Origin of the sequence: Allobosea massiliensis (assembly GCF_042655245.1) — a bacterium.
Classification (GTDB): Bacteria; Pseudomonadota; Alphaproteobacteria; order Rhizobiales; family Beijerinckiaceae; genus Allobosea; species Allobosea massiliensis.
On the sequence record NZ_JBHSLU010000045.1, the window covers coordinates 18,008 to 32,059 of the forward strand.

A 14,052-nucleotide genomic window follows, 5' to 3' on the forward strand; every position below is an offset into this window, starting at 1 on the left:
CGCAGTCACAGCCCCGAAGGATCCGCCTCACCGTGCCGACGCTGTTCCGATTCGTCGCCTTCCTGGCCCTGCTCGGCGGACTCGTCTTCGGCGGCATGGTCGCGCTCGTCGCCTTCGTCGAACCGGTGCCGCGCGAGATGGTCGAGACGATTCCGCCCTCCCGGCTCCAGCCGAAATGAGCCGGATCGCGCAGGCGCGGCGCAACGGATTTCTCGACATGCTCGCCGCCGAGCGCGGCGCCGCTCGCAACACGCTCGACGCCTATCAGCGCGACATCGACGATTATCTGGAATTCCTCGGGGGGCGGGCGCTGGAGGCCGCGACGGCCGACGACATCCGCGGCTGGCTGGCGGATTTGTCCGCGCGGGGGCTGAAAGCCTCTTCCGCCGCGCGGCGGCTCTCGGCGGTGCGCCAGTTCCACCGCTTCCTCTACACGGAAGGCTTCGCTCCCAGCGATCCGACCGCGGCCATCCAGGGTCCGCGGCTCGGGCGGCCGCTGCCGAAGGTGATCTCGGTCGCCGATGTCGAGCGGCTGATCGCGACCGCGCGGGAGGCCTGCATCCGCGAGGGGCTGACGCCCGCCGCGCGGCTGCGGGCGCTGCGGATGCGCTGCCTGATCGAGATGCTCTACGCCACGGGCCTGCGCGTCTCGGAGTTGATCGCGCTGCCACTCTCGGCAGCGACGACGCGCGAGCGCTTCCTGGTGGTGCGCGGCAAGGGCAACAAGGACCGGCTGGTGCCGCTGAACGAGCCGGCGCGGGAGGCGGCGCGGCTCTGGCTGGCGGCGCTGCGCGAGTCGGGCGGCGCGGAGACGCGCTGGCTCTTCCCCGCCGAGGGCGAGAGCGGGCATCTCACCCGCCAGGCCTTCGGGCGCGATCTCAAGGCGCTGGGCGGGGCGGCCGGGTTGTCGGGCGATGCCCTGAGCCCGCATGTGCTGCGCCACGCCTTCGCCAGCCATCTGCTTCAGAACGGCGCCGATCTGCGCGTCGTCCAGGAGCTGCTGGGACATTCCGACATCGCGACCACGCAGATCTACACCCATGTCCTCGACGACCGCCTAAAGAGCCTGGTGCGGGACCTTCACCCGCTGGCGGACGAAGCCTGAGAGAGCCTCATGACGACGCGCCTGACCCCGCTCCCGCCCGAGAGCTTCCGCAGCAAACCCTGGAAGAATGGTGGCGGCGTCACCCATGACATCGCCGATGCGAGCCGGCCCGGCGCCGACCCCGCCGGCTGGGAGGGCATGGTCTGGCGGCTCGGGCGCACGGCCATCGTCCAGCCCGGGCCGTTCTCCGACCTCACCGGCTATGAGCGGCTGCAGGCGGTCATCGTCGGCTCCGGACTGGTGCTGGAGGGCGCTTCAGGCGAGATCGACCTGCGCCGGCCTTTTACCCCCGTGCGCTACGATGGCGGGCTGCCGCTGGTCAGTCGGCTGGAGAACGGGCCGGTCGAGGTCGTCAACCTGATCGTCGACCGGGCGATGTGCCGTGCCGATCTCGCGGCGCCGGAGCCGGGCGAAACCCTGGCCCTGGTGCCCGCCATCCACATTCTCTACGCGCCGGGCGAGGCCGTGACGGCGCGTTGCGGCAGCGAGGCCATCGCTCTCACGGGCGGCCATGCGCTGAGGATCGACGCCGAGGCGGATGGTTCGCTGATGGTGGAGGCGGGCCGCGCCCTGCTGGCGACGATCCGGCTGCGATAGAGCAGGCTCAGTCGCAGCGCAGCGGCATCGCCTTCCGCGGCAACTCGCCGATGGCGGGGAGGAACTGTCCCGTCGCGGGATCGAGCAGCATCAGCACGCCGGTCGCGACGGCGAAATAGGCACCGTGCAGCTGCAGCCTGCCCTTGCTCTCGAGAATCTGCACGCAGGGGAAGGTGCGCAGATTGGCCAGCGACTGCTGGATCGAGGCGAAGGCCAGGCGCTCGACATAGCCGTCCAGCGTCTCGTGCCGGCCGCGCCCGCCGGTGCGCTCGGCGGCGGGGCCGATCAGAGTGATCCATTTGCCGATGAAGTCGCCCGAGGAGAGGGGGCCCTGGGCGTCGTCGGCGAAGGCGCGGATGCCGCCGCAGCGGCCATGGCCGAGCACGACGATATGCTCCACCTTCAGCGCCTGCACGGCGTATTCGAGCGCGGCCGAAGTGCCGTGGAGCTGGTCGTCGGGCGAGAAGGGCGGCACCAGATTGGCGACATTGCGGACGACGAACATCTCGCCCGGACGCGCGTCGAAGATCACCTCCGGCGAGACGCGCGAGTCGCAGCAGCCGATCAGCATGATCTTCGGCGTCTGGCCGGTCTCGGCCAGCTGCTCGTAGCGGTCCTTTTCCCGGTCGAAGCGATCGTCGAGAAAGGCGCGGTAACCTTCGGTCAGCCGCTCGGGGAAGGGGGATGCGGGCGTCTCCATCCCGCCTTCGAACAGGAGGCGGCCGGTTTCGTCAAGCCGATGCTGCGCTGCGGCATGATCGGTCTGCGTTCAGTGGGCCGCGCAGGCGGCCTCGAGGCGGGCCACCAGAGCAGCGGGATCGCCCGCGATCGCCAGCAGCTTGACCCGCGCTGTCGCTCCCGTGGCGAGCGTGACAGCACTGCGCGAAACGCCGAACTCCCGGGCCAGCAAAGTGAGGAGGGCGGCATTGGCCTCGCCCTCGCTGGGCGCCGCCCGGACCCTCGCCTTCAGCACCGTCTTGCCGTCGGAGAGGACCTCGATTCCGTCGAGGGCATCGCGCCCGCCGCGGGGCGTCAGCCGCACCGCGAGACGCAGGCCGTTGGTGGTCGCCGTCCAGGGCCGGGATGCGGCCTCGGGTGCCACCTCAGAAGACGGCGGGGTAGAGATAGAGGACGATGACGCGCTCGATGAAGAAGATGATCAGCAGCAGGACGATCGGCGACAGATCCAGCCCCCCCATCTGGGGCAGCATGTTCCGGATCGGACGCAGCAGCGGTTCGGTGACGCGGTAGAGCATGTCCCAGATCGTCGAGACGAACTGGTTGCGCGTGTTGACGACGTTGAAGGCGATCAGCCAGCTCAGCACGGCCGAGATGATCAGCAGCCAAGTGTAGATCTGCAGGGCCAGCAGCACCACGTCGAGAACGGCACGCATCGTCATTCCTCTGGATCGTCGTCGGGCCCATCTGTCGCGCGGCGCTGCCCGTTCGGCGCCGGCGCAAAACTCCTGGCGCAAGCGATTGACAGACAGGCGACGCACGGCCTAGAAGGCCAGCGCCTCGGGGCTGTAGCTCAGATGGGAGAGCGCTGCAATCGCACTGCAGAGGTCAGGGGTTCGAATCCCCTCAGCTCCACCAAGGCCTCCGGAACCCGCTTCTTCGCGCCGTTCTGCCGGTCTTGGTGGACATTCCCCCGAACCCGTATCTCGCAATAGGGCCGGCTTCACCGGCTTTGTGATCGACCGGTGGTTTGCGACGGTCCGTTCAACCGTGCTCGAACTCGGCATTGTAGGCGGCGGCCAGCATGGCGTGGCAGGCCATGGCCTGCTCTCGGACGGCTTCGAGCGTGACGTGGTTGGCGATGTCGACGAGGTCGCGGAGTGCGAAATCCACCGCCGAGAGCAGATCGAGCGCGCTCCCCGCCTGGCTTTCCTCGCGAGCCGGCGGAAGCCGAAACTGCAGAACCTGTCCCATGTCACTCTCACTGTTGGCGAATCGCCGTGAGTGTGGGCCGTGGGCGGTCAGCAATCGGTTAATGCCGGCACGCTCGCTCAGTTCTGGATGAAGTTCGTCGGCAGCGGCTTCACCGCCGGGCCGCTGAAAGAGCCGGTTCGGGCGTCGTTCGGCTCGGCATGGCTGAAGCCGAGCGCCGCCGCCGGACTCGGGCCGGATATCGGCGATGCGGCCGGCGCGGTCGTGCGGGCGCGGGCGGTGGCGACGGTGACACTGCGTCCCGCCGGGGCGGGGCTGCGCGTGACGGCGGCGAAGAGCGAATCGAGGCCGGCGCGGTCCGAATCGTACTGGGCCTCGATCGGTGTGGGCGCCGGGCGGGCGGGCGTCGCGACCGCGACGCTGACCGCCGGGCTGCCGCCGGGGCGGCTCGGGGGCAGCGGGTGGGTGACGATAACGAGCCGGCCCTCCGGCTGGGTCCCTTCGCTGCCGCGCAGGCCGGCACCGCCGGTGGGCAGAGGGGTCGACTGGCCGGCCAGGGCGAATCCGGTCAGCGCGGCCGGACGCAGGGGCGGCAGGGGAGCGCTGGTCGGCTTGCCGGCGATGACGGTCTCGACGAGGGGCGCGATCTCGCCGGGCCGCCGCGGCGGCAGCGCGGCGAGGACGAGCTTCTGGTCGCCGCCCGCGGTGGCCTGAGCGAAGGCGAGCGCGCCGCCCCCGGCAGGCAGGGCCGCGATCTGGACAGCGCCCTCCGCTTCGCCGGGCAGGGCCAGGCCGCGCGGGCGGGCGAGCGGAATGGGGGCATCGACGAGGGCCGGCCGGCGCTCCTGGGGAGGGGGCGGAGGGGGCTCGGCCGCGGCATTGACGGGCGCCACGGCTTGAGCCGCCGGCGGCTCAGGCGCCCGCGGGGCCAGGCGCTCGGCCCGCTCCTGCGCGAGCGAGCGCGTTGCGGCAGCCGGCTGGGGTGCCATGGCGACGGCAAAGCGCCCACCGTCCGACGAGTTGCTGTCGGCATAGGGATTGGGGCTGGCATAGGCGATGACGGCGGGCTGCGGCTTGGGAGCGACGCGGCGGCCGCGGGTCGGGCGGGCATCCGCCTCCTCCTCGTCGCCGCCGAAGAGCGAGGCCCAGAGGCTCTTGCGGCCGGAGGAGATGACCGCGCCCTCGTCGAGATCGGCCGCCGCATAACCGGCGACCGCGCCACCGCTGGCGAGGATCTCGGCCTTGGCGATCTCGTAGCCGCCGAGCGGCTGGCCGTCGGCGGGAAGGTGGACGGTCTTCTCGTCCGGGAAAAGGCGCACGAGCTGGTCGCGCGTCATGCGTGGCCAGGAGCGCACCGAGCCGGCATCGAGATGGATGAAGGGCGTGTGAGCGCCGGGATAGAAGCCCACGCCGCCGCGCTGCAGGCGCATGCCGGCTTCACGGATGCGGGCGGTCGGCGTGTCCGGCAGATAGAAGTCCATCGCCTTGCCGAGCATGTGCTGGCTGTGCTTGGCGACCGCGCGCGAGCGCCGCCGCAGCATCGAATTGGTGCCGGGTGAGCGATAGGCGGAGACGACGTGGAAGGGCTGCTCCGAACCGACCTGACGCTGGACCTCCCAGGCGACGTCGAAGAGGCGCGGATCCATGCGGATCGGCTCGTCGGTGCGCCAATCGCGCAGGGCCCAGTTCAGCTTCTCGAGGCCCTCGGCGACGTAGCGCCCGTCCCGCTTGAAGGTGACGGTGACCTCTTCCTTGGTGTGCATGTGGCGGATCGAGATCGTCCGCGTGTCGCCGTTGGCGACGGCATCCTGCGTGCCGCGCACGCCCAGCAGCAGAGTCCCGGCCGCAACCCCGAGCATCAACGCCCGGCGGAAGACCCTTTTCGGGCGCGCCTGGCGTTCCGAAAGCGTGGCGTCTGAGCTGCCCAATCTGCTGACCCGTCTCGATGCGTCGCTCTGGCGGCGCGTGATGAACGTGAACGAACAGTTGCGGAGAAGCGTTAACGCCTCGTTAGCAAGCCGGCAATTGCCGGGCCAGCCCTTTCTGCGCGCCTCTCCGCTACGCCGCGATCGTGGCGAAACGGTGCCGGTTCACCGTCCGCTCGCCGACGCGACGTCAGCCGCGCTGCTCGAGCGCCTGACGGACCATCCGGTGGAAGCCGTAGAGGTCCTCGAAGGTGGTGAGGCTACCATCGGCGCCGACGACATGGGTGTTGTAGACCAGATGGATCGCCAGCGGCTGGGGCAGGTTGATGCGGCGCTCGCCCGAACCGATGAGGCGCTTCAGACGCTCATGGGTCCATTCCGGCCCGAGAACCTGATCGGCGAGCTGGAAGGGATTGTCGACACGCACGCAGCCATGGCTGAAAGCGCGGCGCTCCTGGGCGAAGAGCCTGCGGTTGGGCGTGTCGTGCAGATAGACGGCGTGATCGTTCGGGAACATGAATTTGATCCAGCCGAGCGCGTTGCGCTCGCCCGGCGGCTGGCGGACCGAGATGCCGCCGCCCTTGGTCCGCGTCACCACATAGCCGCGCTTGGCGGCATAGTCCGGATCGGCGGCGAGGCCAGGGATGAACTCCTTGCGCAGAATCGAGGGCGGCACGTACCAGGACGGATTGACGATGACGTGGTCCATCCGGTGCGAAAAGATGGGCGTCGCCGTCTCCGGCTTGCCGACGATGGCGCGCGTCTCGTGGACGACTTGGCCCTGGCGGACGACGCGGACGCGGAATTCCGGGACATTGACCATGATGTGGTCGGCGCCGAGATCGAACGGCAGCCAGCGCCAGCGCTCCATCTGGGCGACGATATCCTGCTCGCCGCGGGCCGTCGCTGGTGTGCCAAGCGCGGCGAGAGTCTGCGCGCCGAGAACGCCGGTCGCCGGCAGGCCCGCCTGCTTCTGGAAGGCGGCCAGAGCAGTCGCGGTGGAGCGATCGAAGACGGGCTCTTCGCTGGGGCCGAGGCCGAGCCGGGCGCGCACCAGCGGGACGCGGTCGTCGCGCATGCCGAGCTTCAGCGCCGGGCCGGCGGGAATGCGCACCAGCGGCGTGTCGTCGAGATGCTCGCGCAACTCGGCGAGCTTGGCCTTGAGCCGCCGATAGCCCTCATGGGGCGGGTTGTAAGCGGCCAGCACGGCGCCGGCATCGGCCGCGCCCGCGAGCTCCGAAAGGACTTCGGTGGCGGAGGGTAACGAGAGCGTCGGCGTCAGCAGCTTCGACAGGCGGCGAGGATCGACGCGGGCGCCGCGCGCGTCGCGGGCATAGAGCACGGCCAGCGCCGAGAGTCGGACATCGGCTTCGGCGAGGCTGCCCTTGTCGCTCGCCTCGAAGGCGGGCAGCGGATAGTCGGTTGGACGCAGCCCGTCCTCGCCGGCGCGACCGAGGCGCTCGGTCAGGCGCAGGCCGGCGGCGCTCCAGCCGCGTCCCTCGATCCAAAGCGGCCGGTTGCCGTTGGCCTCGTAGGCGGCGAGGATCTCGGCGCGCTCGCGCTCGGCGAGGCGCGGCAGGGCCAGCGCGTCGGCCGCGCGGGCGGCGATGTCGGCGGCGTATTCGGATCCGGCGGGCAGGTCGACGACGACCTTGGGCAGCTCGGGCGGGGCGATCGCCGGCTCGGCCTTTCGCAGCATGGGGGCGGCCTGCGGCGCCGCCAGCGCGGGATCGGCCGGCGGCAGCTCGACCTCGGGAATGTCGAGCGTTACAGGCTGGTCCTGTGCCGCCACGGAGGCCGTCGGCAGCTCCGGCGTGGCGAGGCTGCCCTCTGGGCGCGCGGAAGGTGTGACCGCGCCGGTGACCATGCCGGGTTCGGCGGCGGGCGCGTTTGCGGTGTCCGTCTGCGGGGCGGGCTCGGCGGGAGCGACTTCCGTGCTGACCGGAGCCTGCGCGGCTTGCGGCTGCTCGTCGGCATGAAGGAGCAAGGCGGGTTGTTCCGGCAGCGGAATGCCGAGCGTCGGATCGATGGCCTGGCCTTCGGCGGAGGCGACGGCTGAGGTCAGCGACAGGGCCAGAGCCGAGACGCAAGCCAGATTCGCCCAGTGGCGACGACGCATGGTCGCTATTCCTGCATTCTGCCGAGAACCGCATTCCTGCGTGACTCGGCCGGTTTCGACAAGATGCGGCAGCGCAACACGCGCCGCCATTCGGTTCGTCGCGGCTCAGGCCGCGTCGGTTTCATCCGTGGCCACTCCGGGCTCGATGAGCCCGTAATCCTTGAGCTTGCGGTAGAGCGTCGAGCGGCCGATGCCGAGCTTGCGCGAGATCTCCGACATGTGCCCGCGATAATGGGCGAGGGCGAATTTGATGATCTCGCGCTCGAGTTCATCGAGCGTGCGCATGTCGGAGCCGGCGACGAGTTCCAGCGAGTTGGGGTCGCGCACCGGCATCTGGATGATGCGCGGGGGCTCGCTGCGCGCCTCGGCCGGGCCGAGCGGCGCGGGGGCGGGCGGGATGCGGACGTCGTAGCCCTCCATCTGCGCGGCGATCTGCGGGAATTCGGCGACGGTCAGCTCGTCGCCATCGGCCAGCACCACGGCCCGGAACATCGCGTTTTCGAGCTGACGGACATTGCCCGGCCAGTCATAGCCGCTGATGAGCGCGAGCGCCTCGGCGCCGATGCCGCGCAGCTTCTTGCCCTCCTCAGCCGCGAAGCGCGCGAGGAAGCCGCGCGCCAGATCGGCGATGTCCTCGCGGCGCTGACGCAGCGGCGGCAGTGTGATCGGGAAGACGTTGAGGCGGTAGTAGAGATCCTCGCGGAACTCGCCCGCCTTGACCTGATCGAGCAGGCTTTTGTTCGTCGCCGAGATGATGCGGATGTCGACGCGCACCGATTTCTTGCCGCCGACGGGGTCGACCTCGCCTTCCTGGATCGCACGCAGGAGCTTGACCTGCGCATCGAGCGGCAATTCGCCGACCTCGTCGAGGAAGAGCGTTCCGCCGCTGGCCTCGACGAATTTGCCGACATGGCGCTCGGTGGCGCCGGTGAAGGCGCCCTTCTCGTGGCCGAAGAGGATCGACTCGACGAGGTTGTGCGGGATCGCGCCGCAATTGACCGTGACGAAGGGCTTGCCCTTCCGGTCGCTCGAACCCTGGATGGCGCGGGCGAGCACCTCCTTGCCGACGCCGGATTCACCCTCGATCAGGATCGGGATGTTGGACTTTGCCGCGCGCTCGGCCAGCCGCACGACGCGCGCCATGTCGGCGCTCTTGGTGGCGAGATCGCGGAAGCCGAGCGTGCCCGAGGCGCGGCGCTTGATGTGGCGCAGCTCGTGCTCGAGGGCGCCGAGCTTGAGCGCGTTCTTGAGCGAGATCTGCAGCCGCTCGGCGCCGACCGGCTTGACGACGAAGTCGACCGCGCCGGCGCGCATCGCCTGGACGACGGTCTCGATCGAGCCATTGGCCGTCTGCACGATGACCGGCGTCTCGATCGCGCGCTCGCGCAGCGCGGCCAGGACGCCCATGCCGTCGAGTTCGGGCATGACGAGATCGAGCACGATCGCGTCGAAGCGGTCGCCCTCGGGGCCCGTCAGCATCTGGAGGGCGGCCTGGCCGGTCTCCGCGACGACGGCGTCGTACCCGCAACGCTTCAGCATGGCGTCCAGCAGGCGGCGCTGAACGGGATCGTCGTCGACGACGAGTACGGTGGCGGTCATGACACCTCGAAGGCTTAAGGCGGTGAACAAGCCGGCCGCTCCAGGCGGCGCCGGCTGTTCCGTTCTGGGTCATTCTCGGCCAGAACGGTTAAGCGGCGCTTAAGCGCATAGCGCGGGGGGCCGCGACGCCGGCAGAGATTGATCCCGGCCGGTGCCCCGCGCATATGAGGGAACGGCGGGGTTCCCATCTGCGAGGTTGCCGACGATGACCAATGCGTTCGACCAGGTGCTGCGCGCCACTGCGACGGGAAGCGCCGCCGCGGCCGCCAAATCCCTGGGCACGCTGCCGGAATGGGATCTGAGTCATCTCTATCCCGGCCTGGATTCCCCCGCGCTGAAGGCGGATCTCGACCGGGCGCTGGCCGATTCGCAGAGCTTCGCGGCGCTCTATCATGGCAAGCTCGCCGCCCTGGCGGAGCGCGAGGACGGAGCCGCGGCGCTGGCCGAGGCGGTGAAGGCGTTCGAGACGTTGAGCGACCTGCTCGGCCGCATCGGCGCCTATGCGGGCCTTGTCTATGCCGGCGACACCACCGACCCGCAGCGCGCCAAGTTCTACGGCGACACGCAGGACAAGCTGAACGCGGCGGTGACCGAGCTGCTGTTCTTCGAACTCGAGCTGAACCGGATCGAGCCCGAGCTTCTGGCCCGCGTCTCTGCGACGGCGCCGCTTTCGCACTGGAAGCCCTGGCTCGACGATCTCGCCAAGGACAAGCCGCACCAGCTCGAGGACCGGATCGAGGCTCTCTTCCACGAGAAGTCGATGACCGGGCACGCCGCCTGGAACCGGCTCTTCGACGAGACGATCGCCTCGCTGCGCTTCCGGATCGGCGGCGAGGAGCTGACGCTGGAGCCGACGCTCAACAAGCTGCAGGATGCCGACGGCGCGGTGCGCAAGGAGGCGGCCGAGGCCTTGAGCACCGTCTTCCGCGGGCAGCTGCGGACCTTCGCGCTGATCACCAACACGCTCGCCAAGGACAAGGAAATCTCCGACCGCTGGCGCAAATTCGAGGACGTCGCGGATTCGCGCCATCTCGCCAATCGCGTCGAGCGCGAGGTCGTGGATGCGCTGGTGAGCGCCGTGCGCGAGGCCTATCCGCGGCTGTCGCACCGCTACTACAAACTGAAGGCGAAATGGTTCGGGCGCGAGGCGCTGGATTTCTGGGACCGCAATGCGCCGCTGCCCAAGGTCGAGCAGCGCACGATTCCCTGGACGGAAGCGCGCGATACTGTGCTCGACGCTTATGGTGCCTTCTCACCGCGGATGGCGGAGATCGCGCGGCGCTTCTTCGACGAGCAGTGGATCGACGCGCCGGTGCGGCCCGGCAAGGCGCCCGGCGCCTTCGCCCATCCGACGGTGCCGTCCGCGCATCCCTATGTGCTGGTCAATTACCAGGGCAAGCCGCGCGACGTGATGACGCTCGCCCATGAGCTCGGCCATGGCGTGCATCAGGTGCTGGCGGCGCCGAACGGCGCGCTGATGGCGCCCACGCCGCTGACGCTGGCCGAGACGGCGAGCGTCTTCGGCGAGATGCTCACCTTCCGCCGCCTGCTCGACGGCACGCAGGACCCCAGGCAGCGCAAGGCGATGCTGGCGGCGAAGGTCGAGGACATGATCAACACGGTCGTGCGCCAGATCGCCTTCTACTCCTTCGAGCGGAAGGTGCACGAGTCGCGCAAATCGGGCGAACTGACTGCCGAGGCCCTGTGCGAGCTTTGGATGAGCGTTCAGGCGGAGAGCCTAGGGCCGGCGATCCGGCTCGGGCCGGGCTACGAGCCGTTCTGGTGCTACATTCCCCACTTCATCCATTCGCCCTTTTATGTCTACGCCTATGCCTTCGGCGACTGCCTGGTGAACTCGCTCTACGGCGTGTACCGGAATGCGGCGGAGGGGTTCCAGGAGCGGTACTTCGCGCTGCTCTCGGCCGGCGGCACCAAGCATCACGCCGAGCTGCTGGCACCGTTCGGGCTGGATGCGCGCGATCCCGCGTTCTGGCAGATCGGGCTCACTATGATCGAGGGCATGATCATCGAGCTGGAGGGGATGGAGTAGCCCCGTCACGTCATGGTCGGGCTTGACCCGACCATCTCATGACCGGAGAGCGCTGGTTTCGGGGATTCTCGGGTCAAGCCCGAGAATGACGCTGGGTCAGAACTGCAGCCTCAGGCCCACCTGCGCGATATTCGCGGTGTAGTCCGAATTCTGGGCGGTCGAGTTCAGCCGTTCATGGGTGAAGCTCGCGCGGATCGCCACGGTCCGCGTCAGCTTGTATTCGACGCGGGCCCCGAGGCTCGAGAAGTCCTCGCGCAGGCCCTGTCCCTCATATTCGGTGCGGCCGAAGCTGGCGATGCCGGTGACGGTGAGGTTGCGGCGCAGCGCGTGGGCGATCTCGAGCGAGACGCGCCGCGCCGTGGTGCCCGAGGAGCCCGCAATCGTCGTGTCGCCGAGTTCGGAGGTGCCGCGCAGGGTGACGGTGGTGAGCGGCGTCGGCGACCACAGAATGGCGGCATCGCCGACGAAGCCTTTCAGGTCGCGCAACCGGGCATCGTCGTAGCGGCGGTTCTGGTAGCCGGCCGAGATTTCGCCGGTGAGCTGGCGGCTGATCTCGAAGGTCGAGCCTATACGGATGGTGGCGCCATCGGACGAGCGCCGATAGCCGCTCAAATCGACGGCCTGGTCGAATTCGCGGGTGTCGACCTCACCTTGGACGAAGGGCCTGAAGCCCGGCGTCATCTCATAGCCGGCGCGCAGGCGCAGGCCGTATTGCGTCTGGTTGCGGTCGCGCTGGCTGACGATCCCGCCATTGCTGAGCTTGCCATCCTCGTAGTCGCTGCGGTCGACCGAGCCGCGCAGCGTCATCTGCAGGCGATTGATGTCATGGGTGACGCCGGCGGAGCCGCCATACTGATAGATCAGCGGGCGACCGACGACGGCGGAGGTCAGGTCCGGCGAGCCGGGGCGCTGGGTATCGATCTTCGCCCGCGTCTCCAGAAGGATGCGCGTGTCGCGCGAGGCGTCGAGCCTCAGGTCGAGATTGCCCTCGCCATCGGGGCGCGAGGCGTTCTCGTCGCGGAAGAAGCGGCTGTAGCCGCCGCGCAGCTTGCCCTTCAGCTCATGCACGTTCCAGTCCGATTGGACGTCGAGATCACCCTCCAGCCGGCCGAAGGCTGAGCCCGTGCGGGTCGAGCCCGCCGTCCGCTGCGGGTTGGTGTCGTAGCCGACACTGCTGGTCAGGCCTGGCTTCAGTGTGACGTTGCCGAGCCGCAGCCCGAGCGGTGCGTAAGGATCCTCTTCCGCCGCGGCGCGCCGGCGCGGGGGCGGTGGTGGCGGCGGCGTGGTCGGCAGGCCCGCGACGCCGGTCTGCGGCGCGCGGAACTGGCGCTGGGTGACGCCGCGCACGCCACTGGCGCGCACCGGCCGGCTGGCAAAAGGCGGGGCGCGGCGGGATACGGTGGTAGGCTGGCCCTGAATCAGGGCGGCGGGATCACGAACCGAATCCGGCGTGGCCGAGAGAGGCGCCGCAGGCAAGTCCGGCACCGTTGGCTGGGCGACATAGGCCGGCACGCTCGGCCGCAGCGGCGTGCGCCGCGCCTGCTGCGCAGCGACGGACGACGCGGCGAGCACGAGGCTCGCGGCGGCGACGCCGGTCAGCAACAGAGACGGGGCAGGCCGGGGCACGGGGCGGCGTGGCTCCAGGAACGGGCTTTGTCGCGCCGGACAGCGCGCGCATGGTTAACGGAGTTAAAACGAAGGGGGTTAACGGGCCGTCAATGACGGGGCGCCCCGAAGCTGGCCCCCCTGCGCGCGGCTGTGCTAGAGCGCGCGCCATGACAGCCGATATCCGCGCTTCCGCGCTCCGCACCGTCGCGACCGAACGTGCCGGGCTCGACACGCTCCACGAGGCGCTCGCCAACGGGATGGGCGAGGCCTTCGCCGCCGCCGTCGCGATGATCCGGGCGGCGGGCGGGCGCGTCATCGTCTCCGGCATGGGCAAATCCGGCCATGTCGGACGCAAGATCGCAGCGACGCTCGCCTCCACCGGCACGCCGGCGCATTTCGTCCATCCCGCCGAAGCCAGCCATGGCGATCTCGGCATGGTTCAGCCGGAGGACGTGGTGATCGCCCTGTCCTGGTCGGGCGAGACGGCGGAACTGGCGGCGATCGTCGGCCACACGAGGCGTTTCCGCGTAGGCCTGATCGCGATCACGGCCAATGCCGACAGCGCGCTCGGCCGCGAGGCGGATGTGACGCTGCTTCTGCCCAAGGCGCAGGAAGCCTGCCCGAACGGATTGGCGCCGACGACTTCCACGACGATGCAGATGGCGCTGGGCGATGCGCTCGCCGTGGCGCTGCTCGAGGCACGCGGCTTCTCGCGCCAGGACTTCTTCGTCTACCACCCGGGCGGCAAGCTCGGCGCGCAGCTCAAGACGGTCGCCAGCATCATGCATCGCGACGCGGCGCTGCCGCTCTGCGGCCTCGACACGGCGATCGCCGATGTGGTCGCTCTGATCTCAGAGAAGGGCTTCGGTTGCGCCGTTGTGGTCGATGCTGACGGGGTTCTCGCCGGAGTCGTCACCGATGGCGATCTTCGCCGCAAGCTGCTGCGGGCCGGGCCGGCCCAGCGGGCGCGGGACGTGATGACGCCGAATCCGCGCCGGATCGCGCCGGATGCGCTGGCAGGCGAGGCGCTGGAAATGGTCAACCGCCTGCGGATCACGGCGCTGATCGTGGCGGATGGCGGGGACCGCCCGGTCGGGCTGGTCCATGTGCACGACCTGCTGTCGCTCGGGGTGGCCTAGCAGGCTCCTTGCGGGCGGAT

The 14,052-nt window shown here is 69.7% G+C and carries 13 protein-coding genes and 1 tRNA gene; 6 read left to right on the forward strand and 8 right to left on the reverse strand.

Translation table 11 applies throughout. From position 1 onward, the window contains the following. Positions 1 to 32 precede the first annotated feature (32 nt). Genes ACFPN9_RS14580 through ACFPN9_RS14590 form a run of 3 tightly spaced genes read left to right on the forward strand, consistent with a single transcriptional unit; the run spans position 33 to position 1,702 of the window. Positions 33 to 179 carry a histidine kinase gene (locus ACFPN9_RS14580; RefSeq protein ID WP_066719963.1) on the forward strand — a complete coding sequence of 49 codons (147 nt, stop codon included), beginning with the start codon at positions 33 to 35 and terminating at the stop codon, positions 177 to 179. After that, the gene (locus ACFPN9_RS14585) at positions 176 to 1,105 is read left to right on the forward strand and encodes a site-specific tyrosine recombinase XerD (RefSeq protein ID WP_066719960.1); all 930 of its coding nucleotides are present in this window, start codon (positions 176 to 178) and stop codon (positions 1,103 to 1,105) included. The genes ACFPN9_RS14580 and ACFPN9_RS14585 overlap by 4 nt, the downstream gene beginning before the upstream one ends. A gap of 9 nt (positions 1,106 to 1,114) precedes the next feature. Then, complete coding sequence (locus ACFPN9_RS14590) at positions 1,115 to 1,702, forward strand: HutD/Ves family protein (protein WP_066719958.1); 588 nt, start codon at positions 1,115 to 1,117, stop codon at positions 1,700 to 1,702. Positions 1,703 to 1,709: 7 nt separating this feature from the next. On the opposite strand, the gene ACFPN9_RS14595 is transcribed toward ACFPN9_RS14590, so the two are convergent. The 3 genes from ACFPN9_RS14595 to ACFPN9_RS14605 form a co-directional block, all read right to left on the reverse strand. Next, positions 1,710 to 2,402, reverse strand: a complete 693-nt coding sequence (locus tag ACFPN9_RS14595) for a carbonic anhydrase (protein WP_066719956.1) — start codon at positions 2,400 to 2,402, stop codon at positions 1,710 to 1,712. Between the two features lie 69 nt (positions 2,403 to 2,471). Beyond that, entirely contained in the window at positions 2,472 to 2,804 is a 333-nt protein-coding gene (locus tag ACFPN9_RS14600; protein WP_066719954.1) for a DUF167 family protein, read from the reverse strand. A gap of 1 nt (position 2,805) precedes the next feature. Next, on the reverse strand, positions 2,806 to 3,096 hold the full coding sequence (locus tag ACFPN9_RS14605; RefSeq protein WP_066720001.1) for a YggT family protein: 291 nt from the start codon (positions 3,094 to 3,096) through the stop codon (positions 2,806 to 2,808). Between the two features lie 126 nt (positions 3,097 to 3,222). On the opposite strand from ACFPN9_RS14605, the gene ACFPN9_RS14610 reads away from it, so the two are divergent. Next, positions 3,223 to 3,298: transfer RNA gene (locus ACFPN9_RS14610), tRNA-Ala, on the forward strand. 126 nt (positions 3,299 to 3,424) lie between these two features. Here ACFPN9_RS14610 and ACFPN9_RS14615 read toward each other — a convergent pair. The 4 genes from ACFPN9_RS14615 to ACFPN9_RS14630 form a co-directional block, all read right to left on the reverse strand. Then, positions 3,425 to 3,634 (reverse strand): hypothetical protein, encoded by a 210-nt coding sequence (locus tag ACFPN9_RS14615; protein ID WP_066719952.1) that lies wholly within the window; start codon positions 3,632 to 3,634, stop codon positions 3,425 to 3,427. Between the two features lie 77 nt (positions 3,635 to 3,711). Then, positions 3,712 to 5,520 (reverse strand): peptidoglycan L,D-endopeptidase MepK, encoded by a 1,809-nt coding sequence (locus tag ACFPN9_RS14620; RefSeq protein WP_348626287.1) that lies wholly within the window; start codon positions 5,518 to 5,520, stop codon positions 3,712 to 3,714. A 187-nt stretch (positions 5,521 to 5,707) separates the two neighbouring features. Next, positions 5,708 to 7,636 (reverse strand): L,D-transpeptidase family protein, encoded by a 1,929-nt coding sequence (locus ACFPN9_RS14625; RefSeq protein ID WP_066717175.1) that lies wholly within the window; start codon positions 7,634 to 7,636, stop codon positions 5,708 to 5,710. A 105-nt stretch (positions 7,637 to 7,741) separates the two neighbouring features. Continuing rightward, positions 7,742 to 9,235, reverse strand: a complete 1,494-nt coding sequence (locus tag ACFPN9_RS14630; RefSeq protein ID WP_377817211.1) for a sigma-54-dependent transcriptional regulator — start codon at positions 9,233 to 9,235, stop codon at positions 7,742 to 7,744. A 205-nt stretch (positions 9,236 to 9,440) separates the two neighbouring features. On the opposite strand from ACFPN9_RS14630, the gene ACFPN9_RS14635 reads away from it, so the two are divergent. After that, on the forward strand, positions 9,441 to 11,285 hold the full coding sequence (locus ACFPN9_RS14635; RefSeq protein ID WP_066717181.1) for a M3 family oligoendopeptidase: 1,845 nt from the start codon (positions 9,441 to 9,443) through the stop codon (positions 11,283 to 11,285). Positions 11,286 to 11,381: 96 nt separating this feature from the next. On the opposite strand, the gene ACFPN9_RS14640 is transcribed toward ACFPN9_RS14635, so the two are convergent. Beyond that, a complete protein-coding gene (locus ACFPN9_RS14640; protein WP_197426520.1) occupies positions 11,382 to 12,911 on the reverse strand; it encodes an outer membrane beta-barrel protein in 1,530 nt (509 codons plus the stop codon). Positions 12,912 to 13,060: 149 nt separating this feature from the next. On the opposite strand from ACFPN9_RS14640, the gene ACFPN9_RS14645 reads away from it, so the two are divergent. Continuing rightward, positions 13,061 to 14,032 carry a KpsF/GutQ family sugar-phosphate isomerase gene (locus ACFPN9_RS14645; RefSeq protein ID WP_156446419.1) on the forward strand — a complete coding sequence of 324 codons (972 nt, stop codon included), beginning with the start codon at positions 13,061 to 13,063 and terminating at the stop codon, positions 14,030 to 14,032. The last annotated feature ends 20 nt before the right edge of the window (positions 14,033 to 14,052 follow it).

Coding starts and splice junctions, on each gene's coding strand:
- ACFPN9_RS14585 (WP_066719960.1), top strand. CDS start 176: ATGAGCCGGATCGCGCAGGCGCGGCGCAACGGATTTCTCGACATGCTC.
- ACFPN9_RS14590 (WP_066719958.1), top strand. CDS start 1,115: ATGACGACGCGCCTGACCCCGCTCCCGCCCGAGAGCTTCCGCAGCAAA.
- ACFPN9_RS14595 (WP_066719956.1), bottom strand. CDS start 2,402: ATGGAGACGCCCGCATCCCCCTTCCCCGAGCGGCTGACCGAAGGTTAC.
- ACFPN9_RS14605 (WP_066720001.1), bottom strand. CDS start 3,096: ATGCGTGCCGTTCTCGACGTGGTGCTGCTGGCCCTGCAGATCTACACT.
- ACFPN9_RS14615 (WP_066719952.1), bottom strand. CDS start 3,634: ATGGGACAGGTTCTGCAGTTTCGGCTTCCGCCGGCTCGCGAGGAAAGC.
- ACFPN9_RS14625 (WP_066717175.1), bottom strand. CDS start 7,636: ATGCGTCGTCGCCACTGGGCGAATCTGGCTTGCGTCTCGGCTCTGGCC.
- ACFPN9_RS14630 (WP_377817211.1), bottom strand. CDS start 9,235: ATGACCGCCACCGTACTCGTCGTCGACGACGATCCCGTTCAGCGCCGC.
- ACFPN9_RS14635 (WP_066717181.1), top strand. CDS start 9,441: ATGACCAATGCGTTCGACCAGGTGCTGCGCGCCACTGCGACGGGAAGC.
- ACFPN9_RS14645 (WP_156446419.1), top strand. CDS start 13,061: ATGACAGCCGATATCCGCGCTTCCGCGCTCCGCACCGTCGCGACCGAA.